26 protein-coding genes are annotated in these 26,808 nt (G+C 61.7%); 19 read left to right on the top strand and 7 right to left on the bottom strand.

Annotated features, from left to right (window positions below; genetic code table 11):
• The first annotated feature begins 339 nt into the window (after positions 1–339).
• The 3 genes from secA to IEX85_RS12035 all read left to right on the top strand — a co-directional run bounded on the left by secA (position 340) and on the right by IEX85_RS12035 (position 5,696).
• Positions 340–3,090: a preprotein translocase subunit SecA gene (gene secA, locus IEX85_RS12045; protein ID WP_188860839.1), complete on the top strand. Its 2,751-nt coding sequence runs from the start codon at positions 340–342 to the stop codon at positions 3,088–3,090.
• Between the two features lie 224 nt (positions 3,091–3,314).
• Complete coding sequence (argJ, locus tag IEX85_RS12040) at positions 3,315–4,529, top strand: bifunctional glutamate N-acetyltransferase/amino-acid acetyltransferase ArgJ (RefSeq protein ID WP_188860838.1); 1,215 nt, start codon at positions 3,315–3,317, stop codon at positions 4,527–4,529.
• 219 nt (positions 4,530–4,748) lie between these two features.
• Positions 4,749–5,696 carry a Nudix family hydrolase gene (locus IEX85_RS12035; RefSeq protein ID WP_188860837.1) on the top strand — a complete coding sequence of 316 codons (948 nt, stop codon included), beginning with the start codon at positions 4,749–4,751 and terminating at the stop codon, positions 5,694–5,696.
• Positions 5,697–5,928: 232 nt separating this feature from the next.
• On the opposite strand, the gene yacG is transcribed toward IEX85_RS12035, so the two are convergent.
• The 5 genes from yacG to pilB form a co-directional block, all read right to left on the bottom strand.
• Entirely contained in the window at positions 5,929–6,159 is a 231-nt protein-coding gene (yacG, locus tag IEX85_RS12030) for a DNA gyrase inhibitor YacG (RefSeq protein WP_188860836.1), read from the bottom strand.
• Positions 6,156–6,764, bottom strand: a complete 609-nt coding sequence (gene coaE / locus IEX85_RS12025; protein WP_188860835.1) for a dephospho-CoA kinase — start codon at positions 6,762–6,764, stop codon at positions 6,156–6,158. The genes yacG and coaE overlap by 4 nt, the downstream gene beginning before the upstream one ends.
• Before the next feature lie 178 nt (positions 6,765–6,942).
• The gene (locus IEX85_RS12020) at positions 6,943–7,812 is read right to left on the bottom strand and encodes a prepilin peptidase (RefSeq protein ID WP_188860834.1); all 870 of its coding nucleotides are present in this window, start codon (positions 7,810–7,812) and stop codon (positions 6,943–6,945) included.
• Between the two features lie 148 nt (positions 7,813–7,960).
• Positions 7,961–9,184 carry a type II secretion system F family protein gene (locus tag IEX85_RS12015; protein ID WP_188860833.1) on the bottom strand — a complete coding sequence of 408 codons (1,224 nt, stop codon included), beginning with the start codon at positions 9,182–9,184 and terminating at the stop codon, positions 7,961–7,963.
• A gap of 100 nt (positions 9,185–9,284) precedes the next feature.
• A complete protein-coding gene (gene pilB, locus IEX85_RS12010) occupies positions 9,285–11,000 on the bottom strand; it encodes a type IV-A pilus assembly ATPase PilB (RefSeq protein WP_188860832.1) in 1,716 nt (571 codons plus the stop codon).
• Between the two features lie 264 nt (positions 11,001–11,264).
• Between pilB and IEX85_RS12005 the strand changes: the two genes are divergently transcribed.
• Both IEX85_RS12005 and IEX85_RS12000 read left to right on the top strand, forming a co-directional pair.
• Positions 11,265–11,726: a pilin gene (locus IEX85_RS12005; RefSeq protein WP_308425648.1), complete on the top strand. Its 462-nt coding sequence runs from the start codon at positions 11,265–11,267 to the stop codon at positions 11,724–11,726.
• Positions 11,727–11,823: 97 nt separating this feature from the next.
• Complete coding sequence (locus IEX85_RS12000) at positions 11,824–12,300, top strand: hypothetical protein (RefSeq protein WP_188860831.1); 477 nt, start codon at positions 11,824–11,826, stop codon at positions 12,298–12,300.
• A gap of 161 nt (positions 12,301–12,461) precedes the next feature.
• On the opposite strand, the gene nadC is transcribed toward IEX85_RS12000, so the two are convergent.
• Positions 12,462–13,301 carry a carboxylating nicotinate-nucleotide diphosphorylase gene (gene nadC / locus IEX85_RS11995; protein ID WP_188860830.1) on the bottom strand — a complete coding sequence of 280 codons (840 nt, stop codon included), beginning with the start codon at positions 13,299–13,301 and terminating at the stop codon, positions 12,462–12,464.
• 704 nt (positions 13,302–14,005) lie between these two features.
• On the opposite strand from nadC, the gene IEX85_RS11990 reads away from it, so the two are divergent.
• Positions 14,006–14,260 carry an FAD assembly factor SdhE gene (locus tag IEX85_RS11990; protein WP_188860829.1) on the top strand — a complete coding sequence of 85 codons (255 nt, stop codon included), beginning with the start codon at positions 14,006–14,008 and terminating at the stop codon, positions 14,258–14,260.
• Positions 14,244–14,681, top strand: coding sequence for a protein YgfX (locus IEX85_RS11985; RefSeq protein WP_188860828.1), 438 nt, complete (start codon positions 14,244–14,246; stop codon positions 14,679–14,681). Before IEX85_RS11990 ends, IEX85_RS11985 begins: the two co-directional genes overlap by 17 nt.
• On the opposite strand, the gene nadB is transcribed toward IEX85_RS11985, so the two are convergent.
• Positions 14,650–16,260, bottom strand: coding sequence for an L-aspartate oxidase (gene nadB / locus IEX85_RS11980; RefSeq protein WP_188860827.1), 1,611 nt, complete (start codon positions 16,258–16,260; stop codon positions 14,650–14,652). The two genes, IEX85_RS11985 and nadB, sit on opposite strands and share 32 nt — an antisense overlap.
• Before the next feature lie 263 nt (positions 16,261–16,523).
• Here nadB and rpoE point away from each other — a divergent pair, with 263 nt between their 5' ends.
• The 12 genes from rpoE to acpS all read left to right on the top strand — a co-directional run bounded on the left by rpoE (position 16,524) and on the right by acpS (position 26,767).
• Positions 16,524–17,111 (top strand): RNA polymerase sigma factor RpoE, encoded by a 588-nt coding sequence (gene rpoE, locus IEX85_RS11975; RefSeq protein WP_229721892.1) that lies wholly within the window; start codon positions 16,524–16,526, stop codon positions 17,109–17,111.
• Between the two features lie 46 nt (positions 17,112–17,157).
• Positions 17,158–18,009 (top strand): MucB/RseB C-terminal domain-containing protein, encoded by an 852-nt coding sequence (locus tag IEX85_RS11970; RefSeq protein ID WP_188860826.1) that lies wholly within the window; start codon positions 17,158–17,160, stop codon positions 18,007–18,009.
• A gap of 2 nt (positions 18,010–18,011) precedes the next feature.
• Positions 18,012–18,482: a SoxR reducing system RseC family protein gene (locus IEX85_RS11965; RefSeq protein WP_188860825.1), complete on the top strand. Its 471-nt coding sequence runs from the start codon at positions 18,012–18,014 to the stop codon at positions 18,480–18,482.
• A 133-nt stretch (positions 18,483–18,615) separates the two neighbouring features.
• Complete coding sequence (locus IEX85_RS11960) at positions 18,616–20,013, top strand: DegQ family serine endoprotease (protein ID WP_188860824.1); 1,398 nt, start codon at positions 18,616–18,618, stop codon at positions 20,011–20,013.
• A gap of 165 nt (positions 20,014–20,178) precedes the next feature.
• Positions 20,179–21,978: a translation elongation factor 4 gene (lepA, locus tag IEX85_RS11955; protein WP_229721891.1), complete on the top strand. Its 1,800-nt coding sequence runs from the start codon at positions 20,179–20,181 to the stop codon at positions 21,976–21,978.
• Between the two features lie 9 nt (positions 21,979–21,987).
• Entirely contained in the window at positions 21,988–22,800 is an 813-nt protein-coding gene (lepB, locus tag IEX85_RS11950; protein ID WP_188860822.1) for a signal peptidase I, read from the top strand.
• Between the two features lie 13 nt (positions 22,801–22,813).
• Positions 22,814–23,194 carry a DUF4845 domain-containing protein gene (locus IEX85_RS11945; protein ID WP_188860821.1) on the top strand — a complete coding sequence of 127 codons (381 nt, stop codon included), beginning with the start codon at positions 22,814–22,816 and terminating at the stop codon, positions 23,192–23,194.
• Complete coding sequence (gene rnc, locus IEX85_RS11940) at positions 23,191–23,877, top strand: ribonuclease III (protein ID WP_188860820.1); 687 nt, start codon at positions 23,191–23,193, stop codon at positions 23,875–23,877. The genes IEX85_RS11945 and rnc overlap by 4 nt, the downstream gene beginning before the upstream one ends.
• Positions 23,874–24,812: a GTPase Era gene (gene era / locus IEX85_RS11935; protein ID WP_188860819.1), complete on the top strand. Its 939-nt coding sequence runs from the start codon at positions 23,874–23,876 to the stop codon at positions 24,810–24,812. Before rnc ends, era begins: the two co-directional genes overlap by 4 nt.
• A 56-nt stretch (positions 24,813–24,868) precedes the next feature.
• On the top strand, positions 24,869–25,594 hold the full coding sequence (gene recO, locus IEX85_RS11930; protein WP_188860818.1) for a DNA repair protein RecO: 726 nt from the start codon (positions 24,869–24,871) through the stop codon (positions 25,592–25,594).
• 13 nt (positions 25,595–25,607) lie between these two features.
• Positions 25,608–26,381: a pyridoxine 5'-phosphate synthase gene (pdxJ, locus tag IEX85_RS11925; RefSeq protein ID WP_188860817.1), complete on the top strand. Its 774-nt coding sequence runs from the start codon at positions 25,608–25,610 to the stop codon at positions 26,379–26,381.
• Positions 26,378–26,767, top strand: coding sequence for a holo-ACP synthase (gene acpS, locus IEX85_RS11920; RefSeq protein WP_188860816.1), 390 nt, complete (start codon positions 26,378–26,380; stop codon positions 26,765–26,767). The genes pdxJ and acpS overlap by 4 nt, the downstream gene beginning before the upstream one ends.
• The last annotated feature ends 41 nt before the right edge of the window (positions 26,768–26,808 follow it).

Here is a 26,808-nt window from a genome sequence, read left to right as displayed (position 1 = left end):
TGGCTGCATCGTCGGCGTTCGAGCCTGTACCAAGTGCCAAAAGAACCCAAGGTGCCTGCGGCACCTATGATGGGTTGCGCCGCCGACAAGCAATGTTGGAAAACGGACATTCAATGCCAGCGGCGGCTAAACCCATCCTACGCATACTTTGCGTGTTACCCAGACAAAGCCGGGCACTGCCCGGCTTTGTCGTACCTGGGAACCCGGGATTCCCTTACGCATTTGCAAAAATATGGGCTTTAACATTCTACTCTGTGCCCCAATATGGGTAGAATGGCGAGTTGTTTTTCGTCGTGGGTACGTAAAACGCTTTGTATTCAACTGGTTGAAATTCGGATTATGCTGACATCACTACTGAAGAAAGTTTTCGGGAGCAAAAACGACCGGGAACTCAAGCGCATGGGCAAGATTGTCGATCAGGTTAATGCGCTCGAGTCCGAATTCGAGCAGTTGAGTGATGAGGCGCTCAAGGCCAAGACGGAGGAGTTCCGCCAGCGCCTGGAGCAGGACGAGGATCTTGACCGGCTGCTGCCCGAGGCTTTCGCCGCGGTGCGCGAGGCCTCCAAGCGCGCCATGGGCATGCGCCATTTCGATGTCCAGCTGATCGGCGGCATCGCGCTGCACGAAGGCAAGGTTTCCGAGATGCGCACCGGCGAGGGCAAGACGCTGGTGGCGACCCTGGCGGTCTATCTCAATGCCCTCGGTGGCAAGGGCGTTCACGTCGTCACCGTCAACGACTATTTGGCGCGCCGCGACGCCGAGTGGATGCGCCCGCTGTACGAGGCGCTGGGGCTGAGCGTCGGCGTGGTGCTTTCGGGCCAGGACCAGGCGACCAAGCGGGCCGCCTACGCCTCGGATATCACCTACGGCACCAACAATGAATTCGGCTTCGATTACCTGCGCGACAACATGGCGTTCAGCCTCGCCGACAAGGTACAGCGCGACTTCAACTTCGCCGTGGTCGACGAGGTCGACTCCATCCTGATCGATGAAGCGCGCACCCCGCTGATCATCTCCGGCCCGGCCGAGGACAGCTCGGCGATGTACCGCAAGATCAACGAACTGATCCCGCAGCTCAAGCGCTTCGAGGGCGAGATCGATCCCAAGGACGACAGCCAGGTCATCGATGAGCATTTCGTCGTCGACGAGAAGAACCGCACCGTCGAGCTGACCGAGGCCGGTCACGCGCTGGTGGAGGAAATCCTGGTCAGCAACAAGCTGCTGGGCGAGGGCGAGAGTCTCTACGCGCCGCAGAACCTGAGCCTGCTGCACCACGTGCTGGCGGCCCTGCGGGCGCACAATCTGTTCCAGCGCGACGTCGATTACATCGTGCAGGACAATCAGGTGGTCATCGTCGACGAGCATACCGGCCGAATCATGCCCGGCCGCCGCTGGTCCGAGGGGCTGCACCAGGCGGTGGAGGCGAAGGAGGGCGTGCAGGTGCAGCTCGAGAGCCAGACCCTGGCATCGACCACCTTCCAGAACTACTTCCGTCTCTACGACAAGCTTTCCGGCATGACCGGCACCGCCGATACCGAGGCCTTCGAGCTGCGTCAGATCTACGGTCTCGATGTGGTGGTGATCCCGACCAACAGGCCCGTTGCGCGTCAGGATCACAACGACGTCGTCTTCCTGACCATGGAAGAGAAGTACGAGGCGATCATCGAAGAGATCAAGAAGTGCCGCGAAGAGGGCCGGCCGGTGCTGGTGGGTACCGCGTCGGTGGAGTCGTCCGAACTGATCTCGACGCTGCTGCGCAAGCAGAAGCTGCCGCACAACGTGCTGAACGCGAAGAATCATGCCATGGAGGCGGGCATCATCGCCGACGCCGGTCGTCCTGGCGCCGTCACCATCGCCACCAACATGGCCGGCCGCGGTACCGATATCGTGCTCGGCGGCAAGCTCGAGGCCGAACTCGACAACCTCGAGAATCCCAGCGTGGAGAAGGTCGAGGAGGCCACCGAAAACTGGCGCCTGCGTCACCAGCAGGTACTCGATGCGGGTGGTCTGCACATCATCGGCACCGAGCGGCACGAGTCCCGCCGTATCGACAATCAGCTGCGCGGCCGCGCCGGCCGTCAGGGCGACCCGGGCTCGTCCCGCTTCTTCCTGTCGCTGGAGGATGATCTGATGCGTATCTTCGCCTCCGAGCGGGTGCGTCAGTTCATGCAGGCGCTGGGCATGGAACGCGGCGAGGCGATCGAGCACAAGATGGTCAGCAACGCTATCGAGAAGGCTCAGCGCAAGGTCGAGGGGCGCAACTTCGATATCCGTAAATCGCTGCTCGAATACGACGACGTCGCCAACGATCAGCGTACCGTGATCTATCGTCAGCGCAACGAACTGATGGCCAGCGACGATATCTCCGAAATCATCGACGATGTGCGCGCCGAGGTGGTGGAAAACACCATCAGCGAGTATATCCCGCCGCAGAGCCTGGCCGAGCAGTGGGACGTGCCGGGTCTGGAGAAGGCGCTGGAAGCGGACCTTGGCGCGAAACTGCCGGTGCAGCAGTGGCTCGATAACGACGACTCGTTGCACGAGGAATCGCTGCGAGAGAAAATTCTCGAGGCGGTGGTACAGCAGTACCGCGAGAAAGAGGCGCTGGTCGGCGCGCAAGGCATGCGTACCTTCGAGAAACAGGTCATGCTGCAGGTGCTCGATACGCTGTGGAAGGAACATCTGCAGACCATGGATCATCTGCGCCAGGGCATTCATCTGCGCGGCTACGCCCAGAAGAATCCGAAGCAGGAATACAAGCGCGAGGCGTTCCAGCTGTTCCAGGAACTGCTGGAGAACATCAAGCGAGACGTCGTCAAGGTGCTGTGTCACGTCCAGGTACGCCAGCCGGAAGAGGTCGAGGCGATGGAACAGCAGCGTCGCGAGCAGGCGGAGCGTCAGCAAATGAACTATCAGCACGCCGAGAGCAGCGCCATGAAGGCCGACGAAGGCGAGCCCGCTCAGGCCTCCGAGAAGGACGCCGAGCCGGTCGAAACCTTCGTCCGCGATCAGCCCAAGGTGGGCCGCAACGACCCCTGCCCCTGTGGGTCCGGCAAGAAATTCAAGCACTGCCACGGGCAGTTGAGTTAACGGTCGTAGGATGGGTGGAGCCGCAGTGGCCCGCTTACTAGCTGTAAGCGGCTATCTGTCCGCGGCGTAACCCATCATCGTTTCGGTCGGCACCATGCCGCTCCGAACCGCAATGATGGGTTGCGCGACGCTCGGGCTGGGTCACAGTCGGAGAGCTCAAACCTCAGCGTCGCTGCACCCATCCTACGTTTCTATCAGATGCTCTTTTTAAGGGTTTACGAATCATGGCTGTAGGTCCCGGAACTCTTCCGACGCTGCACCCGGTCGAGGGCATGCGTCTTGGCACCGCGTCTGCGGGGATCAAGAAACCTGGTCGACAGGACCTGGTGGTGATGGAGCTGTGCGAAGGCGCCACCGTCGCCGGTGTGTTCACGCTGAACGCGTTCTGCGCCGCGCCGGTGCAGATCGCCAAGCGGCATCTGGCCTCTGCGCCGCGCTACCTGCTGGTCAATACCGGTAATGCCAATGCCGGTACCGGGCAGGAGGGCTACCAGGACGCCATTCGCTGCTGCGAGGCGCTGGCGAATCTGGTGCAGGCGAGCGTCGAGCAGGTGCTGCCGTTTTCCACCGGCGTGATCGGCGAGAAGCTGCCGGTCGAGAAGATTGTCGCGGCGCTGCCGGCGGCGCTGTCGGCGCTGGACGAAAACGGCTGGGAAAAGGCCGCCAGCGGTATCATGACCACCGATACCCGTCCCAAGGCCGCCTCGCGGCAGTTCGAGCACCAGGGGCGGACGGTCACCGTGACCGGGATCTCCAAGGGAGCCGGCATGATCATGCCGAACATGGCGACGATGCTGGCCTATATCGGCACCGATGCGGGCGTCGAGGCGCAGCTGCTGCAGCAGGTGCTGTCGGCCGCGGCGGACAGGTCATTCAACCGCATCACCATCGACGGCGACACCTCCACCAACGACAGCTGCATGCTGGTCGCTACCGGCCGGAGCGGAGTGGCGATCGACAGGCAGAACGCGGAGCTGTTCGGCAAGTTCGTCGAGACCGTCGAGGCGGTGCTGCTGGAGCTCTCCCATGCCATCGTGCGTGACGGCGAAGGGGCGACCAAGTTCGTCACCATCCGTGTGGAGGAGGCGCGTGATAGCAAGGAGGCGCTGCAGGCGGCCTATACCATTGCCCACTCGCCGCTGGTCAAGACGGCGCTGTTCGCCAGCGACCCGAACTGGGGGCGCATTCTCGCTGCCGTCGGTCGTACCGGCATCGACAACCTTGACCTGGATGCGCTGCGTATCTATCTGGATGATGTCTGCATCGTCGAGAACGGCGGCCGCTCGCCCGGCTACACCGAAGCGGCGGGTCAGCGCGTGATGCAGCAGGAAGAGATCCTGATTCGCGTGATACTGGCGCGCGGTGGCGTCACCGAGACGGTCTGGACCACCGATTTCTCCCACGACTACGTCAGCATCAACGCGGACTATCGTAGTTAAATGACTGGTGACGGGTGACGGGTGACGCGTTAAAAGCCGGTGCGGTTCGTACCTCACCGGCACCCTACGAGTAAGCCACGCTCGCTGTGATCGGGCACTCTGGAATGCTGCACCGGTCGGATATCCAGGGACAAGTCACCCGTAACGCGTCACGTGTCACGCGTCACCTTAATTTCGAATCTGCCGCTCTGTCAGCCATTACCGACCTAAAAACTCTCCATGACCCATCCGCACCGCAAACTGATCCATGTCGCCGCCGCCGTCATTGTCGATGAGAACCGGCGGATACTGCTGGCGCGCCGTCCCGACGACAAACACCAGGGCGGGCTCTGGGAGTTTCCGGGCGGCAAGGTCGAGCCCGGGGAGCCGGTGCCGGAGGCGCTCGATCGCGAGCTTCATGAAGAGCTGGGGATTCGGGTGCAACGTGCCCGTCCGCTGATCCGGATCCCGCACCATTATCCCGACAAGTCGGTGCTGCTGGATGTCTTTCTGGTCGACGCTTTCACTGGCGAGGCGCACGGTCGCGAAGGGCAGCCGGTGCGCTGGGTCGCGGCGCGCGAGCTCGACGACTACGACTTCCCGGCGGCCAACCGGCCGATACTGGCGGCCGCGCAACTGCCGGACCGGATTCTGATCACCGGCCAGGCCGAAAGAGCCGAGGATTACCTCATCCGCACGAGGGCGGCGCTTGCGCAAGGAGTGCGTTGGGTCATGCTGCGCGCACCGGAGCTGTCGGATGGTGCTTTCGCCGATCTCTATCGCGTGCTGCGTCCGCTCTGTGATGATGCTGGGGCCGTGTTGGCGGTGAACTGCGATCCGGGCCTGGCGAATGCTCTGGGTGCCGAGGCGCTGCATCTGAACGGCGAGCGACTGGCCGGGTTCGGGTCCCGCGAAGCGTTCGGCGGGCGCTGGATCGGCGCTTCCTGTCACGATACCGCGCAGCTGGAGCGAGCCGCAGCGCTGGGGCTGGATTTCGCAACCCTGTCGCCGGTTGCGGACACCGCTTCACATCCGGGGGTAGCGCCGCTGGGCTGGGCAGCTTTCGGTGAATTGGTGGCCGAGGCAACATTGCCGGTCTATGCGCTCGGCGGCATGACCGAAAACGATATTCCGAGAGCCTGGGCGCGGGGCGCCCAGGGGATCGCCGCGATAAGAGAGTGGTGGTGAAAAGACGTTACGTGTGACGGGTGACGCGTTGAAAGCGCATATCCGTAGGTAGGGTGCCCTGAGCGAAGCAACCGCCATGGATGGCGGGAAGCCCTGCAATGCAGGAGCAATTGCAGGCGAACGGCACCGCAGGGGCGGCACGTTTCGTTACACTCAAGGTGCCCTACGTGAAACGGCGCGCACCAGGCAGTTGAAAGGCAACTCCATTCTCTGGGCAGAGTCCACTTACGCCTCAATGCCTGAGCGGCGTAAACTCCCGTTCCTCCGACTCCAGTCCGGTGCTGTAGTCGTCTTCGGACTTGTCCGTCGGAATCTGGTATTCCTCGTTGGCCCAGGCGCCGAGGTCGATCAGGCGGCAGCGTTCGGAGCAGAAGGGGCGGTTGCTGTTCTCCGGGCTCCAGACGGCAGGCGCGCCGCACTGGGGGCATTTAACGGTTTTCACGGTTTTTTGCGTTTCGCTCATCGGTTGCTCCGGTTGCGGGCGAGGGATAGCAGCGCCTGGTGCAACTTCAGGGTCGCTTCGGTCAGGGCTTCCGGTGTCCCCGAATTGTCGATGATGCTGTCCGCCTTCGCAACCCGGTCCTCGCGACTCATCTGCGCCGCCATGATACGTTCGACCTGTTCCCGGCTGTTGCCATCGCGCGAGGCGGTGCGTGCAATCTGTGTCTCCTCCGGTACATCGACGACCACGATATGATCCACCAGGCTGTGCTGGTCGGTTTCCAGCAGCAGCGGCGAGACCAGCAAAGCATATTCGGACTTCGCCGTATGGAGCCGGTGGATGATCCGTTCGCGAATCAGTGGGTGCAGCAGGCCTTCCAGCCAGCTGCGGGCTTCAGGGTCGGCAAAAACGATCTGCCGCAGGCGGGCGCGGTCGAGCGAGCCGTCGGCCTGCAGCAGTTCGGCGCCGAAGTGGTCGGCGATGCGCTCCAGCGCCGGCTCTCCGGGCTCGACGACTTCACGCGCGATGATATCGGCATCGACACAGACAATGCCTTGGCTTTCCAGAATGTGTGCAGCGGCGCTCTTGCCGCTGCCGATACCGCCGGTCAGTCCTATTACGAACATGGAAGATCCTTGCCTGATACGAATACGGGGCAGGATACGCGGAATGTTTGTAGGAGCCCACTCCGTGGGCGATGCTTTTCGATATTCGCGGTTGTTCGCCCGGAGACCGGGCTCCTACAATCTGACCCGTAACCCGTAACCCGTAACCCGTAACCCGTAACCCGTAACCCGTAACCTATCAAAACATCCCCAGGTACGCCCCGGTGATCTCCGGTCCCCAGATTACCGCAATCCAGCCGGCGATCGCGAGATAGGGGCCGAACGGCAGCGGGTTGGCGGCCTGATGACGGCGCAGCAGCATCAGGATCAGCGCCAGCGCCACGCCGACGACTGACGAGAGCAGGATGATTAGCGGCAGTTGCTGTGCGCCGCACCAGGCGCCGAGCGCGGCCAGCAGCTTGAAGTCGCCGTAGCCCATGCCTTCCTTACCGGTCAGCAGCTTGAAGATCCAATAGATCGACCAGAACGACAGGTAGCCGATCACCGCGCCCCAGAGTGCAGACTGCAGACTGGTGAACAGCTCGAAGCTGTTGAGAATCAGTCCGAGCCAGAGCAGCGGCAGGGTGATCCGGTCGGGCAGCAACTGATGATCGAGGTCGATAAAGCTGAGCGCGATCAGCCCCCAGCTCAGCAGCATCAGGCTGATGCCCTGGGTATTGAGGCCGAAGTGCCAGATCACCAGTGCGCTGGTGACGCCGGTCAGCAGTTCGACCAGCGGATAGCGCAGCGGGATTGCTGTGGCGCACCCCGAGCATCGGCCCCTGAGCGCCAGGTAGCTGATCAGTGGAATATTCTCGTACCAGCGGATGTGATGACCGCACTGCGGGCAGCTGGACGCGGGTACCGCCAGATTGAATGGCTCGCCCGGCTCCGGTGCGTGGGCGTTGTCGTCCGTCTGGTGCTCGGCGGCCATCGCCTGCCATTCTCGCTCCATCATCAGGGGCAGGCGATAAATGACCACGTTGAGGAAGCTGCCGACCAGAAGGGAAAAAACGAAGGCGAGCGCGATGGCGGCAGCGGGGGTGTCCGCCAGGAATTCGAAGTGCATGTGAAAATTCAGTCAGTGTCCATGTAAGTTGGATGGGCGATAGTGGAGATAACCTGTGAGGGGCGCGCGCCGTAGGAGTCCGGTTTCCGGGCGAACCCAGTGGTTGCGGAAAAATTGCTCGCCCACGGAGTGGGCTCCGACAAGTCGGCTACCCAACCACGTTGCCGAGCTGGAATATCGGCAGGTACATGGCGATCACCAGGCCGCCGACCAGGGTGCCGAGAACGACCATGATCATCGGCTCCATCAGGCTGGACAGCGCATCGACGGCGTTATCGACCTGCTCCTCGTAGAAGGAAGCGATTTTGTCGAGCATGGCTTCGAGGGAGCCGGCCTCTTCGCCAATACCAATCATCTGAATCGCCATGTTCGGGAAGACGCCGGTCATAGTGACCGCGTTCTGCAGTGACTGGCCGGTCGAGACGCCGTTGCGGATCTGCAAAATCGCGTTGCGATAGACAACGTTGCCGACGGCGCCGGCGGCCGAGTCAAGCGCCTCGACCAGCGGTACGCCCGCTGCGAAAGTGGTCGAGAGGGTGCGGGCAAAGCGCGCAATGGCCGCCTGGTGCAGTATCTTTCCGATAACCGGTATTTTCAGAACGGCCCGGTCAACCCAGTCATGAAAACGCTGCGATTTCTTATGAGTCCTCTGAAACGCATAGCCCGTTAGCGCGACAGCCAGCAAGGCGACGAACCACCATTTTTGGGCATACTCGGACAGATCGACGACAAAGCGGGTAAAGGCGGGCAGGTCGGCACCAAAACTCGTAAAGAGGTCCTCGAAAACGGGCACCACCTTGACCAGCAGAATCGCCGTGACGACGATGCCGACCACGACGACCGCGGCGGGGTAGGTCATCGCCTTGCGGATCTTGGCTTTCAGCGCCTCGATCTTTTCTTTATACGACGCGATGCGATCCAGCATGGTTTCCAGGGCGCCGGACTGCTCACCGGCCCTGACCAGGTTGCAGTAGAGGTCGTCGAAGTAGTCCGGAAACTGGGCCAGGGCTGTGGAAAAATCCGTACCGCTGCTGACGCTGTCGCGGATCTGGTAGATCATCTTCTTGAGCTTGTCTTTCTCGGCGCCGTTGGCGACGATTTCGAGGCCCTGGATCAGGGGGACGCCGGATTTCATCATCGTTGCCATCTGGCGGGTGAAGAAGGCAATGTCCAGCGGCTTGATCGCCTTGTTTTTATTGCTGAACATCGAGACGCGCTCTTTCGAGACGCGTTTGGGGATGATGCCCTGGCTGCGCAGGCGAGCCTTGGCGGCGGCGACGTTGGTCGCATCCAGCTTGCCCTTGGTGGCGTTTCCGCTTTTATCCTTGCCCTGCCACTCGAAAGTCTGAAGTTTTACTTCTTTTACCGCCATAATGATCCATCTCTGTTCGGTAGGGTGCGTGCATCCAATTGTGCCGGTATCCTTCGCGGCGGGGAAGTGCCCTTCGGGTGCGCCGCTCCTACGTATATCGCTAGGTGACGATCACCCGGTTCATTTCTTCGAGGCTGGTGATGCCCTTGGCCACCTTCAGCAGACCCGACATGCGCAGTGTTCGGAAACCCTGGGTTCTGGCCACCTTGACGATATCGTGCGAGTTGCCGTTGTTCATGATGACGTCGGCGATCTCGTCGGTCATTCGCAGCATTTCGTAAATGCCCACGCGCCCCTTGTAGCCCCGGTTGCACTTGGGGCAGCCGTCGGAATTGGCCTCGTAAAGTGTAGTCAGGTTTTCCAGCTGCTCGGCGGTGAATCCTTCCTCGAGCAGCGCGGCTTCCGGAATGCTGGTGGGACGCTTGCAGGATTCGCAAAGACGACGGGCCAGGCGCTGGGCGATGATCAGCGAGACGGAGGTGGCAATATTGAAGGCGGGAACGCCCATATTGCGAAGGCGGGTCAGGGTTTCGGGTGAGCTGTTGGTGTGCAGGGTCGAGAGCACCATATGGCCGGTCTGGGCGGCCTTGATGGCGATTTCCGCGGTTTCGAGGTCGCGGATCTCGCCGACCATCACCACATCGGGGTCCTGGCGCAGGAAGGCGCGCAGGGATTCCGCGAAGGTCAGTCCGACCTTGGTGTTGACGTGGACCTGGTTGATGCCTTCGAGGTTGATCTCGACCGGGTCCTCCGCGGTGGAAATATTGCGCTCGTCTTCGTTGAGGATATTGATCCCGGTGTAGAGCGTGACGGTCTTGCCGCTGCCGGTCGGGCCCGTGACCAGTACCATGCCCTGGGGTTTGGCGAGTGTCGCCAGATAGAGCTCCTTCTGATCCTGCTCGAAGCCCAGGGCATCAACCCCTAGCTTGGCGCTGGCGGGGTCCAGAATACGCAGTACGATTTTCTCGCCCCAGAGCGTCGGCAGGCTGTTGACACGAAAGTCGATTGCGCGTTTTGCCGAAATTTTCATTTTGATCCGGCCGTCCTGCGGAACCCGCCGTTCGGATATATCCATTTTGGACATGACCTTGAGGCGTGCCGCGAGCCGGGGTGCCAGGTTGGCCGGTGGCTTGGCCACTTCCTGCAGGATGCCGTCGATACGGCTGCGGATGCGATAGATCCTTTCGTAGGGCTCGAAGTGGATATCGGAGGCGCCGTTCTTGATGGCATCTAGCAGTATCTTGTTGACGAAGCGTACGATAGGGGCATCGTTGGCGGCTTCTTCAGCGGTGTCGTTCTGCTCGGGTTCTCCTCCGCCCTCGGCAATATCAAGATTGTCTAGGTCAGTATCGGCCAAGTCATCCAAGGCGCTGTGCTGATTGTCAAGGAAGGCGTCGATCATCCGGCGCAGCTTGTCTTCCTCGACGATCACGCCTTCGGTGGTGGTGCCGGTATGAAATTTTATCTCGTCGAGGGCCTGGATATTGGTCGGGTCGGCGATGGCGATAAAGAGCCGGTTGTCCCGTTTCATCAGCGGCAGCGCCCGGTGCTTGCTGATCAGGGCCTCGGAGACCAGGCTCTGGGGCAGGTTCTCGCGGGAGATAACGTCCAGGTCCATCAACGGCAGGCCGAACTCGTCGGACGCCGCACAGGCTGCACGGTGCGCGCTGACCAGGCGCTTCTCGATGATGTGGCTGATAAAGGGCTTCTGCGCGGCCCGGGCCTGCTGGATCGCATCCATGGCAACCTCGGCCGAGAAGACCCCATCATTGACCAGTCGCTTGGCCAAACCGCTCAGAGGTTGAAAGGCGTTCACTTTTGTTCCCCGTACAGACCTGTCCCTGGATTTCACGCGCTTCGTGTAACATAGCACTTGCGTGATTCTTTGAAAATGCCGACTATACTGAACCTTGGTCACTGGGGTGTAACAGATATGATACGATTCGGTGCAATCATGCTTCGGGCGTAGGCCTGTTGCGACAACCCGGATCGTTCGGGCTGTTCTGAACACAGGGCCAGTTTGGTTGGGCTTGCCTGATCACGGAAGACTCAAGAAATGGAAAACTCGCTGGAGAGAAAAATGAACAGATCGATCAAGATGGTGCAAAAGGGTTTTACCCTGATCGAACTGATGATCGTGGTCGCGATCATCGGCATCCTGGCGGCGCTGGCAATCCCGGCCTACCAGGATTATGTGGCCCGCACCCAAGCGGCTGAAGCGCTCACCATTGCTGATAGTTTGAAAGTGGATATTCAGGAAACGTATGCCGATTATGGTGCTTGTCCGCTTACTGGAAGTGTCGCAGGCGTGAGTACCATGGAAGGCAACTATGTTGCTAGTGTTGCTCTATCTGCGAGTGGCGCAACCACTTGTGTAATTACTTCTACGTACAAAGGCTCCGGTGTTGCTGCTGGCATTCAGAGCAAGACGCTTGAAATTAGTGGTGATGTAAGTACTGGTGCGCGGAATGTCAAGTGGGTATGTACAGGTGGTGATCTAGACGATAAATACCGCCCGAATGCTTGCAAAGAACCGATTTGATTTGGTTTTGTATGATTCTCAATACGGTTCCGTAGACGCTACTGGGTTATCTGATTAAAATCAGATAACCCAGTTAAAGAAAGAGCTTCGGTGTAGTTTGGGGCTCTTTCTTGTAACTCAACAATACGCTTCATTCAAATTGCTGCTCGCAGGCCATATTTTTTATTGCCCGCTTTTTATTACCCGAAAGGTCGTATTTCTTTTAGTTTGTGATTACGTCAAACTCGTCTCCATGCAAAGAATCATTCTGATAGGCCTTGTCGTGCTTTCCATCGGAGTAACAATCTTCTTGAATCAAAAAGAAGAGGCTGTTCCCGATCCCGCCCGTGCCGCATTGGAGCAGCAGTTGATGCAGGATCCCCGCTTCCCCGCCCGCCCCGTCTGGTGGCACGAAGGCACAGTGCTGGCCGTTGGTATGATCAACGATGGCGGAGTTAAGGATAAGGCGGCCGAGGATGTCTGTCAGTTGCTGCACCAGCAGGGGCTGAACAATACCTCGGTGGAGGTCTACGACCTGCTGAAGATTCAGCAGGACGATGACTGGAATCTGATTGGGAAGGCTTCTTGCAGGTAGGAGCCCACTCTGTGGGCGAATAACCTCGGTGCCACATTTATTCGCCCGGAGACCGGGCTCCTACGCGATATCGTAGGTTTAGCTGCAATTTTCTCCAGCGATTCCAGTCTTCCTGTCGTCCCCGCTATTTGTTGCGTTTATTTGTTGCGTTCAAGGTGCCCTTATACCAGCCTCATCGACAAATCCACGGCCCGGCAATGCTTGGTCAAGGCGCCGATGGAAATGTAATCCACGCCGGTTTCGGCAATGTCCTTCAATGTTTCTTCGCTGACTCCGCCCGACGCTTCCAGTTTTGCCCGTCCTGCCGTGGTTTTAACGGCGGTGCGCATGTCCTCGAGGCTGAAATTGTCCAGCATCACGATATCGGCGCCGGCGGCGAGGGCTTCGTCGAGCTGCGAAAGGGTTTCGACTTCGATTTCCACCGGCTTGCCGGGTTCGTTCCGGCGCGCGGTTTCGATCGCTTCGGCGATGCCGCCGCAGGCGAGGATATGGTTTTCCTTGATCAGGAAGGCATCAAAGAGGCCGATGCGGTGGTTGAAGCAGCCGCCGCAGGTGACCGCGTATTTCTGCGCCTTGCGCAGGCCCGGCAGGGTTTTGCGGGTGTCGAGCAGGCGCACGCGGGTGTCGGCGACGAGATCTGCGTAGTGGCGGCTGACCGTGGCGGTGCCGGAGAGGGTCTGCAGGAAGTTGAGTGCGGCGCGCTCGGCGGTCAGCAGCGAGCGGGCTGGGCCCTTTGCCTCGAACAGCAGCTGGTCGGGCGCGACGCTGGCCTCGTCGCTGACGTGCCAGGTGAGCTCGACGTCGGGGTCGACCTGGCGAAACACCTCGTTGACCCAGTCCTGGCCGCAGATGACCGCCTTCTCGCGAGAGATCACACGGGCGTGTCCGGGCTGGTCGGCCGGGATCAGGCGTGCGGTGATGTCGCCGTCGCCGATATCCTCGGCCAGTGCAATGGCGACGCTCTGGGTGATGGTATCTTTCAGGTCCTGTTCGGTCAGCATGGAATTCGGTCTGCTACGGCTGGATGGGTTGGATGTGATAGCTGCGTAATATAGCGGATCCGGGCGGGGATCTCATCCTGCTGTGCACAGAGATGTTGGTTGGGTGGAGTCTAGAAGGGGGGCTCAGATGGGTCTTGTTGCGGTGTCGGTCGGTGCCTGTAGGTCAGGGGGATCATTAAACTACGACAGGGGGCTAACGGTAGGATGGGTGGAGCCGCGATGGCATTGTGCTTAACGCCTGTGGCGAGGTTGCGCGGCGTAACCCATCAATATCTCGGTTGCATGCGTATTACTGCAAGATGGGTTGCACGAGGCCTTGACCGCATAGTGGCGGATGGCATCGTGCCGCCCATCCTACGATTTATGCTTTTTCCGGTAATACGTAAAAAATAAAGCGCCCCCTCACCATCCTTGGATTGGGGGCGTCTTGCGCGGGGTATCCTTGCTGTCCCTGGCATGATCGGCGACGACCTGTCGCTGTCAGATCCCTCTGAACCCGTGCGCAGGTGGAAGTATGGTCGAAGCTGGCGGAGCTGCCATAGGAAAAATTCCTAAAATATCCGCTGGCTCCCTGATCGACCCATCTCTTTGCATGGCCCGTCGCCAGGTACGCCTATGCTGAGGTTACGGATATTGGAGGTAGGCGCGACGGCCGTTAAATGGTAAAAAGCGCCGGTCCTGTCCATTGAACACTAGGGAGTGCTATGTACAACGATGAAGATGTGCGCCGGCTGAGGTGGCAGAGCCGCCGCGGGATGCTGGAGCTGGATGTGCTGCTGGTGCCTTTTGTCGACGAGGCCTTTGTGCATTTGCCAGAGGAGGATCAGGATCGCTTCGTAAAGCTGCTGGCCTGCGAGGATCAGGATCTGTTCGGCTGGTTTATGCAGCGGGCGGTGCCGCAGGACCCGGATCTGGCCCGCATCGTCAAGATTATCCTGGATCGTGTTCAGCCCGATTGAGGTTGCCATCGGGCCGTCGCGACGCCTGTGCTGGCTGAGCGCTGCTGCGCATCTTTGTCTGCTGGCACTGCTTGGTCTCTCGAGTCTGCCGCCCTATGTGCTTGTGCCTGCCTTGCCGGCGGTCTCTCTTCACGGCTACTGCATGTACCGCCGGCTGGCGGGTATGGCAGCGGGGCTTCGCTGGGATGCCGACCTGCGGCAACTGGCCGTGCGCGAGCGCGGTGCGGACTGGCGGCCCGTCGAGCAGGTGGAGTCGGTAGCGGTGCTGCCCTGGTTGCTGATCATCAGGTTGCGGCAGGACGGGCGGCGAAGGCGGCTGGTCATCGCCGCCGACAGTCTGAGTGCGGAAGCCTTCAGGCGTCTTAGCGTCGTGGCAAGGCTGGCGCCGATCAGTGAACCTGATCGGGCCAGAGGTAGTTGACGGGCGTCAGAATGGTGTCGCGGGCTTCCGGCGCCAGGTCTGGGTAGTCCAGGGTGTAGTGCAGGCCACGGCTTTCCCGGCGCTGCATCGCGGACTGGATGATCAGGTCGGAGACCAGCGCCAGGTTGCGCAGCTCCAGCAGATCCCGGGTGATCCTGTAGTTGCTGTAGTACTCGGTGATTTCCTGCTGCAGCAGGTCCACGCGGTGCTTGGCGCGCTGCAGGCGCTTGGTGGTGCGGACGATGCCGACATAGTCCCACATGAAACGCCGCAGTTCGTCCCAGTTGTGCGAGATGATAACGTCTTCGTCCGAGTCGGTGACCTGGGACGCGTCCCAGGCGGGGACCTTGAGGTGGCTGTCCTGCGCCATGCACTGCTGCCCGGCAATATCCTGCGCCGCCGCCGAGGCGAATACCAGGCACTCGAGCAGGGAGTTGGACGCCAGCCGGTTGGCGCCGTGCAGTCCGGTGAAGGCGGTCTCGCCGATGGCGTAGAGTCCCGGCACGTCGGTGCGCCCGCGAATGTCGGTGACGACGCCGCCGCAGGTATAGTGCGCGGCGGGGACGATCGGGATCGGCTCGCGGGTGATGTCGATGCCGAATTCCAGGCAGCGCTGGCGAATGGTCGGAAAGTGCGACTGGATGAATTCCGGGCTCTTGTGGGAGATATCCAGGTACAGGCAGTCGCAGCCCAGTCGTTTCATCTCGTGGTCGATCGCCCTGGCGACGATGTCGCGCGGCGCCAGTTCCTCGCGCGGGTCGAAGCGTGACATGAAACGGCTGCCGTCGGGCAGCAGCAGGTGGCCGCCTTCGCCCCGCACCGCCTCGGTGATGAGGAACGACTTGGCCTGGGGGTGATAGAGGCAGGTCGGGTGGAACTGGTTGAACTCCAGGTTGGCGACCCGGCAGCCGGCGCGCCAGGCCATGGCGATGCCATCGCCCGAGGCGCCGTCGGAGTTGCTGCTGTAGAGATAGGCCTTGGATGCGCCGCCGGTCGCCAGCACCACATGGCCGGCGCGGAACAGTTTCACGGCGCCGGTGCGGTTGTCGAGCACGTAGGCGCCGACGCAGCGGTTGGCCGACAGTTGCAGCTTGTGGCGCGTGATCAGATCGACCGCGATGCAGGATTCGTAAAGGTCGATATTCGGCGCCTTGCGGGCGTTCTCGATCAGGGTCTGCTGGACGGCCTGGCCGGTGGCGTCGGCGGCATGGATGATGCGGCGATGGGAGTGGCCGCCCTCCTTGGTCAGGTGGTAATGGCTGTCCTCGCGGGTGAATGGTACGCCCTGTTCGATCAGCCACTCGATGCATTCGCGACCGTGGGTAACGGTGTATTCGACCGCCGCCTGGCGGCTGAGATTGCCGCCGGCGATCATGGTGTCGCAGACATGGTCGCTGGCGGTGTCGGTCTCGTCCAGTACTGCCGCGATGCCGCCCTGGGCCAGCCAGGTGGAGCCGCTGGTCAGGTCGCCCTTGCTGAGCACGGCTACGCGCTTGTGGGCCGGCAGCTTCAGCGCGAGGCTGAGGCCGGCGGCACCGCAGCCAATGATCAAAACGTCATAAAGGTGTTCACTGGTCATATAGAGCCCTGGTTACCTTTGATACCTGTACTGCGAAGGCGGCAATTATGCCTTGTGCGCAGCCCTTGCGTGAATTTTTTGCCCGCCTGGCACGAATTTTTTGTATTACGGCCGGAACTTAAAATTCACCTCAGGTTCATATCAGTTAGCTTGCGCCAGCCGGATTCCGCAGAGGTTGCAATGTTGTAGTGGCCGCCCCCATACTTCACGACATTATGCCCCGGAGCGGGGTAGTAACGCAGCGTGGATATTAAGGATCCGGAGTGTCAAACGAGAGTCAGAGCGCGATTGACGAACAGTTGGTTAAGCGCGTGCAGGCTGGTGACAGCCGTGCGTTCGATCTGTTGGTAAAAAAATACCAGCACAAGATTGTCGGCCTGATCGGACGCTATGTCTACGACCATCACGAGGCACTCGATGTGGCTCAGGAGGCCTTTATCAAGGCCTACCGCGCCCTGCCGAAGTTTCGCGGTGACAGCGCCTTTTATACCTGGCTGTACCGGATCGCGATCAACACCGCGAAGAATCATCTGGTGGCCAAGGGGCGCCGCCCTCCTGACGTGGACGTGATGGTCGAGGATGCACACTACATCGGAGGTGACAACGACCTCAAGGACATAGAGTCGCCGGAAAACAACCTTTACCGGGACGAGCTCGAGGCGATGGTCAAGCGGGTGCTCGATCGTCTGCCCGAAGACCTGCGGGTCGCCTTGACCCTGCGGGAGTTCGAGGGGCTCAGTTATGAAGATATCGCCAACGTCATGGACTGCCCTGTGGGAACCGTTCGTTCCCGCATATTCAGGGCGCGGGAGGCGATAGACAAAGAGATTGAACCTTTCCTCGCGGAGTGACGGATAGCCGTGGGAGACGTGTTGGAAAAGTGTTTGAGGAACAACCATGGGTGAACAGTTCAACGACTCTTTATCTGCGCTTGTGGATGGCGAAGCCAGCGAGTTTGAAGTACGCAGGCTGCTCGACCGGATGGAGCAGCAGTCGGAGCTGGGACAGAAATGGCAGCGTTATCACCTGGCTCGCTCGGCGATGCGGGGTGAGCGCGACAGCGTCAGGGTCGACATCAGCCAGGCCGTGATGGCCAGGCTCGACAGTCTTTCGGCCGACGAGCCGCAGCCGGACATCGGCGCCGAAGTCGCCACGGCGGTGGCCGCCGGCGCGGGCTCTTCGCGCGCCTCGGGTACCTTCTGGAAGCCGCTGGTCAGCATGGCGACGGCGGCTTCAGTGACCGCCGCGGTCATTCTCGGTGTTCAGGGGTTCAACCGCGAGGCCGTTACCGAGGTCGCCGATGCGCGGCCGCAGTACAGTCTGCCGGGTATCGGTACCTCTGACGATTTCGTCAGGGCGCACTTCGGGCAGCAGCGCACGCTGTCCGCCCTCGAGCCCCAGGGCGATGTGATCCGGCTGTCGCGAGGCCTCGAGCGTTATATCGATCAGCATCAGCACATGCTCAGCGTCAGAAAGCCCGTATGCAAGGCCAAGTGGCTGCCGGACGGCTTCAGGAGCGTGCGGCACGAGGTGCTGCCGGGGTCCGAGGTGATGCTGTACTCGGACGGTCGCCATTCGGTGTCGGTTTCGGTCGAGCCCTTTGGCCAGCAGTCCGTTGCCGAGGGCGTGGCGCAGTCGTCCGATATGGTCGCGGTCGGCAAGCGCCAGGGCGACTACTTCATTACCGTGGTCGGTGACGTGCCGCTGATGATCGCCGACCGGATCGCCACTGCCATTCAGGTCGACTGAGGATGCTCGAGGAGTCGGGCCTCGTCGTGGCAATCGACGGCCGTGACATCTGGATTACATCCAGCCGTACCAGCAGCTGCATGTCCTGCAGCGCCAGCAAGGGGTGCGGCCAGAAAGCGCTGGCGGAGTATGCCGGCAAAAAAGCCGAAGATCTGTGCATCGAGAACACTGCCGGCGTCGACGTTCGAGTTGGCGATCGGGTGGTGGTCGGCATTAACGAAGGCGCCTTCCTGAAGGCGTCTTTGCTGCTCTACACTTTGCCTCTGCTGCTGCTGTTTGCGGGCGGCTATCTGGGAACCCTGCGAAGCGACTCCGAACTGCCCGCGATACTGGGGGCGGGTATCGGTCTGGCCGCAGGCCTGCTGATCGCCCGGACGCTTGGGCAGCGGCTCGGTCGCAGCTGCCGGTATCGGCCGGAGCTGTTAAAGGTCATATCCCAGGGCACCTCGAAAAACCGTAATGAGCAGGCTTAGCTGCAAGGCGCGTGGCGCGCAGGAACCGCAGTGTATGTGTATACATGAGGATTCCGAGCACCGCGCAACGCAGCAGGTGAGTCGCGCAGTAGGTTGTTCGAGGTGCCTACCAATCATCATAAGGTAGGAATTCATGCAGTCTGTCAGAATGGTGCTGGGTTTGCTGCTGTGTCTGGTCTGGCTTCCGGCCTCGGCGCAGTTGCCCGACTTCAAGTCTCTGGTGAAGGAAACCGCGCCGGCGGTGGTGAATATCAGCACCGTGCCGAAAGAGCGGGGCGAAGAAGTTTATTCGTTCGATCCCTTCGAGGGTCCCGGCGCCGATCAGCTGCCGGAAATGTTCAAGCACTTCTTTCGTCAGCTGCCCGAGCTCGGTGAGCGCGCCAGGCCCGCGCCGCGCTCGCTCGGGTCCGGTTTTATCATCAGTGAAGACGGCTACATCCTCACCAATCACCATGTCGTCAGCGGCGCCAGCAAGGTGCTGGTGCGTCTCAACGACCGTCGCGAACTCGAGGCCGAGGTGATCGGTTCGGACGAGCGCTCGGACGTCGCGGTGCTGAAAATCGAGGCCTCGGGGCTGCCGGCAGTCAGGCTGGGAGCGTCGGATAAGCTGGAAGTCGGCGAATGGGTGCTCGCCATCGGTTCGCCATTCGGCTTCGATCACAGCGTGACCGCCGGCATCGTCAGCGCCACCGAACGGGCGCTGGCGAACGAGACCTATGTGCCCTTCATCCAGACGGATGTGGCCATCAATCCCGGCAACTCCGGAGGTCCGCTGTTCAATCTCGACGGTGAAGTGGTCGGGATCAATTCGCAGATCTACACCCGCTCGGGCGGCTTTATGGGACTGTCGTTCGCCATTCCGATCGATGTTGCCATCGATGTCGCCGATCAGCTGCGCACCCAGGGGCATGTCACCCGTGGCTGGCTGGGGGTGATCATTCAGGAGGTCAGCCGCGAGCTGGCGGAATCCTTCGGTCTCGACAAACCCGCCGGTGCGCTGATCGCCAAGGTGCTGCCGGGCAGCCCGGCCGAGTCGGCCGGCTTCAGGGAAGGGGATGTGATCTATCGCTTCGACGGCAAACCGATCGACCTGTCATCCGATCTGCCGCCGCAGGTCGGGCGCATCAAGCCGGGCGAGTCGGTGATGGTCGATATCTTTCGTGGCGGCGAGCACGAACGCGTGAAGGTGACGATCGGCACGCTGCCCGAGGAGCGGGAGCTGCTGGCGGGATCGTCCGACCAGAGCGCGCCGCAGAGCAACCGCCTCAAGCTGCAGGTGGCGGCGCTCGACGAGGAGCGCCGTAGCAAATGGAACCTGCGCTCGGGCGTGGTGATCGAAAGCGTCGAGCCCGGCCCGGGTGCCGAGGCGGGGCTCGTCGTGGGCGACGTTATCACCATGGTGAACGGCCAGGTGGTCGAAAACGTCGAACAGTTCGAGCAAAGCGTGGAGGCCTTGCCGGCCGACCGGCCTGTGCCGCTGCGCATCGTTCGTCGCGGCAGTCCGATGTTCATACCCCTGAAGCTCGACTGACCGGACCCGAAGGGGCTGCGTTGGCAGCCCCTTCGCTCCGAGCCCGCCTGCCCCCTGTGCCCGTTGACCGCGGCCCGATAGCCGATGCCCGGCAAATGCGGTAAACTGCGTCGCTTTGAACGGCCACCCTCTATCCAGGATCAAGAGATCCCGAGTATTGCCAACGTGAGTAACCTCGATCATATTCGCAACTTTTCCATTATCGCCCACATTGACCATGGCAAGTCCACACTTGCCGACCGCTTCATTCAGACCTGTGGCGGTCTGACCGAACGGGAAATGGCGGAGCAGGTCCTCGACTCCATGGATCTGGAGCGCGAACGGGGTATTACCATCAAGGCGCAGAGCGTCACGCTGAATTACAGCGCACGCGACGGCAAGACCTATCAGCTGAATTTTATCGATACTCCGGGACACGTGGACTTCTCCTATGAGGTGTCGCGGTCGCTGGCGGCCTGCGAGGGTGCGCTGCTCGTCGTCGATGCCGCCCAGGGGGTCGAGGCGCAGTCCGTCGCCAACTGCTACACCGCACTCGAGCAAGGGCTCGAGGTATTGCCGATCCTCAACAAGATGGATCTGCCGCAGGCGGAGCCCGAGCGGGTCCGCCAGGAGATCGAGGAAGTCATCGGCATCGAGGCGGACGGCGCCGTGCCCTGTTCGGCCAAGAGCGGCCTGGGTGTCGAGGATGTACTGGAGGCGCTGATCGAGAAGATCCCGGCGCCGGAAGGCAACGTCGAGGGACCGCTGCAGGCGCTGATCATCGACTCCTGGTTCGACAAGTACCAGGGGGTGGTGTCGCTGGTGCGGGTCAAGCACGGGGTGCTGCGCAGGAAAGACAGGGTGCTGGTCAAGTCGACCGGTCTGTCCTATCCGGTCGACCAGGTGGGCATCTTCACGCCCAAGCAGACCGCGACCGGCGAGCTCAAGGCGGGCGAGGTGGGCTACGTCATCGCCGGCATCAAGGATATCCACGGTGCACCCGTCGGCGATACCCTGACGCTGGCGAAGACACCGGACGTACCGAGCCTGCCGGGTTTCCAGAAGGTGCAGCCGCAGGTCTACGCCGGCCTGTTCCCGACCGATGCGGACGACTACGAGGACTTCCGCGAAGCGCTGGACAAGCTTACCCTCAACGATGCCTCGCTGTTCTTCGAGCCCGAGACCTCCGACGCCCTCGGCTTCGGTTTCCGCTGCGGCTTCCTCGGCATGCTGCACATGGAAATCATCCAGGAGCGTCTCGAGCGGGAATACGATCTCGACCTGGTGACCACCGCGCCGACGGTGGTGTACGAACTCGAGCTCAACAGCGGCGAGGTCATCCATATCGACAGCCCGTCGAAACTGCCGGATCCCGGGTCGATTCGCGAGATGCGCGAACCCATCGTCGAGGCCAACATCCTGGTGCCCCAGGAGTATGTCGGCCAGGTCATCGGGCTCTGCGTCGAGAAGCGCGGCAACCAGATCAACATGCACTATGTCGGCCGCCAGGTGCAGCTCAAGTACGAGCTGCCGATGGCCGAAGTGGTGCTGGATTTCTTCGACCGCCTGAAATCGGTCAGCCGCGGCTACGCCTCGCTGGAGTACAATTTCGTGCGCTTCGAGGCCGCCAGGCTGGTGCGCATGGACATTCTGATCAACGGCGAGAAGGTCGACGCCCTGGCGGTTATCCTGCACAAGGACAACGCCCAGTACCGCGGCCGCCAGCTGTGCGAAAAGATGAAGGAGCTGATTCCCCGGCAGATGTTCGATGTTGCCATTCAGGCAGCGCTGGGGGGCAAGGTCATCGCCCGTACCACGGTCAAGGCGTTGCGCAAGAACGTCCTTGCCAAGTGTTACGGCGGCGACGTCAGCCGCAAGAAAAAGCTTCTGGCCAAGCAGAAAGAAGGCAAGAAGCGGATGAAGCAGGTGGGCCGGGTCGAAATCCCGCAGGATGCATTCCTCGCCGTACTCAAGGTGGACAGTTAAGGACTAAGGATGAATTTCGATTTTGCACTGGTGCTGGTTGTCGCAACCCTGCTGACGGCGGTTGGCTGGATCACCGACCGCTTCTGGCTGGCGCCGGCGCGACAGGAGCGCATCCGCCAGGCCGGAGCCCAGTTCGCCGCGGGCATACCGGAAGACACGATGGTTCAGCTCAACCGGGTGCCCGGCTGGGTGGATCTGTCGCGCTCGCTGTTTCCGGTGCTGCTGCTGGTGCTGCTGCTGCGCTCCTTCCTGGTGGAGCCGTTTCAGATTCCGTCCGGCTCCATGTTGCCGACGCTGAAAATCGGCGATTTCATTCTGGTCAACAAGTTCCATTACGGCCTGCGCCTGCCGGTGCTCAACTCCAAGATCGTGCCGGTCAGCGATCCCAAGGCCGGCGACGTCGTCGTTTTCAAGTATCCCAAGGACCCGTCGGTCAACTACATCAAGCGCGTGGTCGGGGTGCCGGGCGACCGCATCCGCTACCAGAACAAGATGCTGTTCATCAACGGCAAGCCCCAGCCGCAGGAGCTGCTGGCGCAGCTGCCGCCGACCAGTCCCCGGCAGTTGCTGCTGGTGGAGAATCTGGACGGGGTTCAGCACCAGGTCTACCATGATGTAGCCAACCCGGGGATCGTCGGGGAGTGGGTGGTGCCCGACGGACAGTACTTCGTGATGGGCGACAATCGCGACAACAGCAATGACAGCCGTTACTGGGGATTCGTGCCGGATGAGCTGCTGGTGGGCAAGGCTTTCGCCGTGTGGATGCACTGGGAAACCTTCTTCAGCCTGCCGAGCTTCGGTGACGTGCGCCTGATCGACTAACAGGGGATTGAAAATGGCGGTACTCAAGAGGGAACGGGGCGCTTCATTTTTTTCGATAATGGTGGTGCTGATCGTCGCGGGAATCTTTTTCGCCGTCGGCTTCAAGCTGTTCACGCCATACAAGGATCACGCGACCTTCAAGTCGATTCTCGAAAACGTCGTGCACGACCGGGATCAGGTCAGCAAGGAGTTCAGGTCGATTCGGCGCACGATCTATGATCGAGCGGTGATAAACCAGGTGCGTGAAGACCTGTCGACCGAGGATTACCTGAAGATCGAGAATATCGACGGGGTCATTCATTTCGACCTGGCCTATGAAGAGCGGGTGCCGATGTTTTACAACGTCGACGCCGTGGTCAAATTCCAAGAGCATTACGAAGTTACCAAACCTTGATCAAACCCACCGCTGAACTGAGCCGGCGTATCGGCTACGAATTCCAGGATCCTGCGCTGCTGGAGCTTGCCCTGACCCATCGCAGCTGCGGCAAGCGCAACAACGAGCGTCTCGAGTTCCTTGGCGACTCCATCGTCAATTTCGTTATCGCCGATGCGCTTTACGCGCGCTTTCCCCAGGCGCGCGAAGGTCAGCTGAGTCGCCTGCGGGCCCGCCTGGTCAAGGGTGAAACCCTGGCCGAGATCGCCCGCGAGCTCAATCTCGGCGATTACCTGCGCCTGGGATCGGGTGAGCTCAAGAGCGGCGGCTACCGTCGCGACTCCATCCTTGCCGACGCCACCGAAGCCGTGATGGGCGCTATCTATCTCGACAGCGACCTCGAGTGCTGCCGCGGCTTTATTCTGCGCTGGTTCCGGGAGCGTCTCGACGAGCTCGACCTCAACGAGACCCTCAAAGATGCCAAGACCCGTCTGCAGGAGCACCTGCAGGCGCGCCGGCTGGCGCTGCCGCAGTACGATCTGGTCGGGGTCGAGGGCGAGGCGCATTCGCAGACCTTTCATATCCGTTGCCATGTCGAGGGACTCGGCCAGGCCACCGAGGGAGTCGGCAGCAGCCGGCGTCAGGCGGAGCAGGAGGCGGCCCGCCAGGCGCTGGCCGCGTTGCAGCAGGAGTCGGCGTCATGAGCGATGAATTCGAACTGCCGGAAATGCCGCAGTACGAGGGCAGCGAGCATTGCGGCTACGTTGCCATCGTCGGACGCCCGAATGTCGGCAAATCGACGCTGCTCAACCGCATTCTGGGCCAGAAGCTCAGCATCACCTCGCGCAAGCCGCAGACCACGCGCCACCAGATTCTCGGCATCAAGACCGAGGGCGACCTGCAGGTGGTTTACGTCGATACGCCGGGGCTGCACAGGGAGCAGGGCAAGGCGCTCAACCGCTACATGAACAAGGCCGCCTCGGATGCGCTGCGGGACGTCGATCTGGTGGTGTTCCTGGTCGACCGTACCGCCTGGACCGACGAGGACGAGCTGGTACTGAAAAAAGTCGCCCGCGTCCGCTGCCCGGTGGTGCTGGCGGTGAACAAGGTCGACCAGCTCAAGGACAAGGCCGAGCTGCTGCCGCATCTCGAGGCGCTCACCGCCAAACTGGAGTTCGCCGAGATCGTGCCGCTGTCGGCCAAGAGCGGGCACAACGTCGACCGGCTCGAGGAAATCGTTGCCGAGAAAATGCCCCCCGGCATGCATTTCTATCCGGAAGACCAGATCACCGACCGCAGTTCCCGTTTCGTCGCCGCAGAGCTGGTACGGGAAAAGCTGATGCGCAACCTCGGCGACGAGATTCCCTACGGCACCACCGTCGAGATCGAGGAATTCGTGATGCACGAAGACGGTCTGCTGACGATCAGCGCGCTGATTCTGGTGGAGCGCGAAGGGCAGAAACGTATCGTGATCGGCGACAAGGGCGCCCGGCTCAAGACCATCGGGCGCGACGCGCGACTGGAGATGGAGCGGATGTTCGACTGCAAGGTCATGCTCAATCTCTGGGTCAAGGTGCGCAAGGGCTGGGCCGACGACGACCGCGCCCTGCGCAGTCTCGGCTATGACGATCCGCAGTGACGGGCGTGGCAGGCTTCGCGGCTTCTGCACGGCTCCACCTGCACTGAGAGGGGCCCATGGACTTTCGCCTGGACGGACAGGCCGCCTATGTGCTGCACGCGCGCCCCTATCGTGACACCAGTCTGCTGACGGACTGCTTCACCCTCGAATACGGCAAGGTCAGTCTGGTGGTGCGGGGCGCGCGCCGGCCGGGCTCCCGGCTGCGCGCCGCCATGCAGCCGTTCGTACCCTTGCAGCTGAGCTGGCAGGGACGGCAGGAACTCAAGACCCTGAGTCTGGCGGAGCCCGTGGCGCCGCCGCTGTTTCTTACCGGGCGGGCGCTGCTCTGCGGGCTCTATGTCAACGAACTGCTGCAGCGTCTGCTGCAGCCGCTCGACCCCCACCCGCGTCTCTATGTCTATTATCAGTACGTACTCAACGAGCTGGTCAGCGGCGAGGATATCGAAGGCGCCCTGCGCACCTTCGAGCGCCAGCTGCTCAGCGAAGCCGGTTTTGCGCCGGACCTCGGCGGGCTCGAGCCGTCCCGGGTCTACCTGCTCGATCGGGACGGTTGCCTCGTTCCGGTATCGCAGGTGGCGGCGGGAGCGGCGCCGCGCTGCTTTCACGGCTGGCAGCTGCAGGCGGTGGCGCAGGACGACTACCGGGATCCCGCCGTACGCCGCGCCGCCAAGCGGCTGATGCGGCTGCTGATAGACCGGTTGCTCGAGGGCAGGGCACTGCGCAGCCGGGATCTTTTTCAGAAGACGAGGCCGGCACCAGGTCCGGCGTCAGACGTTTCATAAGAAGGAGTCAGACATGATTGAACCGAGCCGCTTGCTGCTGGGGGTCAACATCGATCATATCGCCACCCTGCGCCAGGCCCGCGGAACCCGCTATCCCGATCCGGTTCAGGCGGCCATCCTGGCCGAGGAGGCCGGTGCCGACGGTATCACCGTGCACCTGCGCGAGGACCGGCGCCATATTCAGGAACGGGATATCCGTCTGCTCAGCGAGGTGCTGCAGACGCGCATGAACCTGGAAATGGCCGTGACCGAGGAAATGCTGGCCTTCGCCGCCGAGATTCGTCCGGCCCACAGCTGCCTGGTGCCTGAAAAGCGCGAAGAGCTCACCACCGAAGGCGGGCTGGACATCGTGGGTCAGGAGGCGAAGATCAAGGACGCCTGCGAGCGTCTGGCAGCCGACGGTATCGAGGTGTCTCTGTTCATCGATCCCGAGCCTGCGCAGATCGATGCCACCCTGCGCTGCGGCGCTCCGGTGATCGAGCTGCATACAGGCGCCTACGCGGATGCAACCGGCGCCGCCGAGCAGAAGGCGGAGCTGGCGCGCATTCGCGAGGCTGCTCAGTACGCCTGGGAGCGCGGTCTGGTAGTGAACGCGGGACACGGCCTTCACTACCACAATGTCGAGCAGATCGCCGAGATCCCCCATCTCACCGAGCTCAATATCGGCCACGGGCTGATCGCGCGGGCACTGTTCGTCGGTCTCAAGGAAGCGGTGGCCGAAATGCGCCGGCTGATGCTGGAGGCGCAGGCCCGGGTTCAGCCGCAGCGGGACGCACTCGGGCGATGATCGCCGGCATTGGCACCGACCTGCTGGAAATTGCCCGGATCGAGGCGGCGCTGGCCCGCACTCCCGGTCTGGCTGCGCGCATTCTGACACCGGCCGAACTCGTCGCATACGAGGCCAGCCGCGACCGGCCGCGCTATCTGGCCAAGCGTTTCGCCGCCAAGGAAGCGGCGGTCAAGGCGCTGGGCACCGGCATCGGTCGCGGTGTCAGCTGGCAGCATCTGGAGGTCGGACACGACAGCCTTGGCAAGCCGGAGTTGCGTCTGAGCGGCGGTGCCGACGCCCGCGCCCGGGAGCTGGGCGTCGCGCGCATGCACCTGTCCTACAGCGACGAGCAGCAAATGATCGTGGCCTTCGTGGTTGCCGAAAGCGGCGGCGCTGGCATCTGACGTCACAGAGAGTATTCTGCTGTGTTAAGGGAAGCCGGATC

This window comes from Marinobacterium nitratireducens (assembly GCF_014645375.1).
Taxonomy (GTDB): domain Bacteria; phylum Pseudomonadota; class Gammaproteobacteria; order Pseudomonadales; family Balneatricaceae; genus Marinobacterium_A; species Marinobacterium_A nitratireducens.
This window is presented reverse-complemented; position numbering and strand designations above follow the sequence as displayed.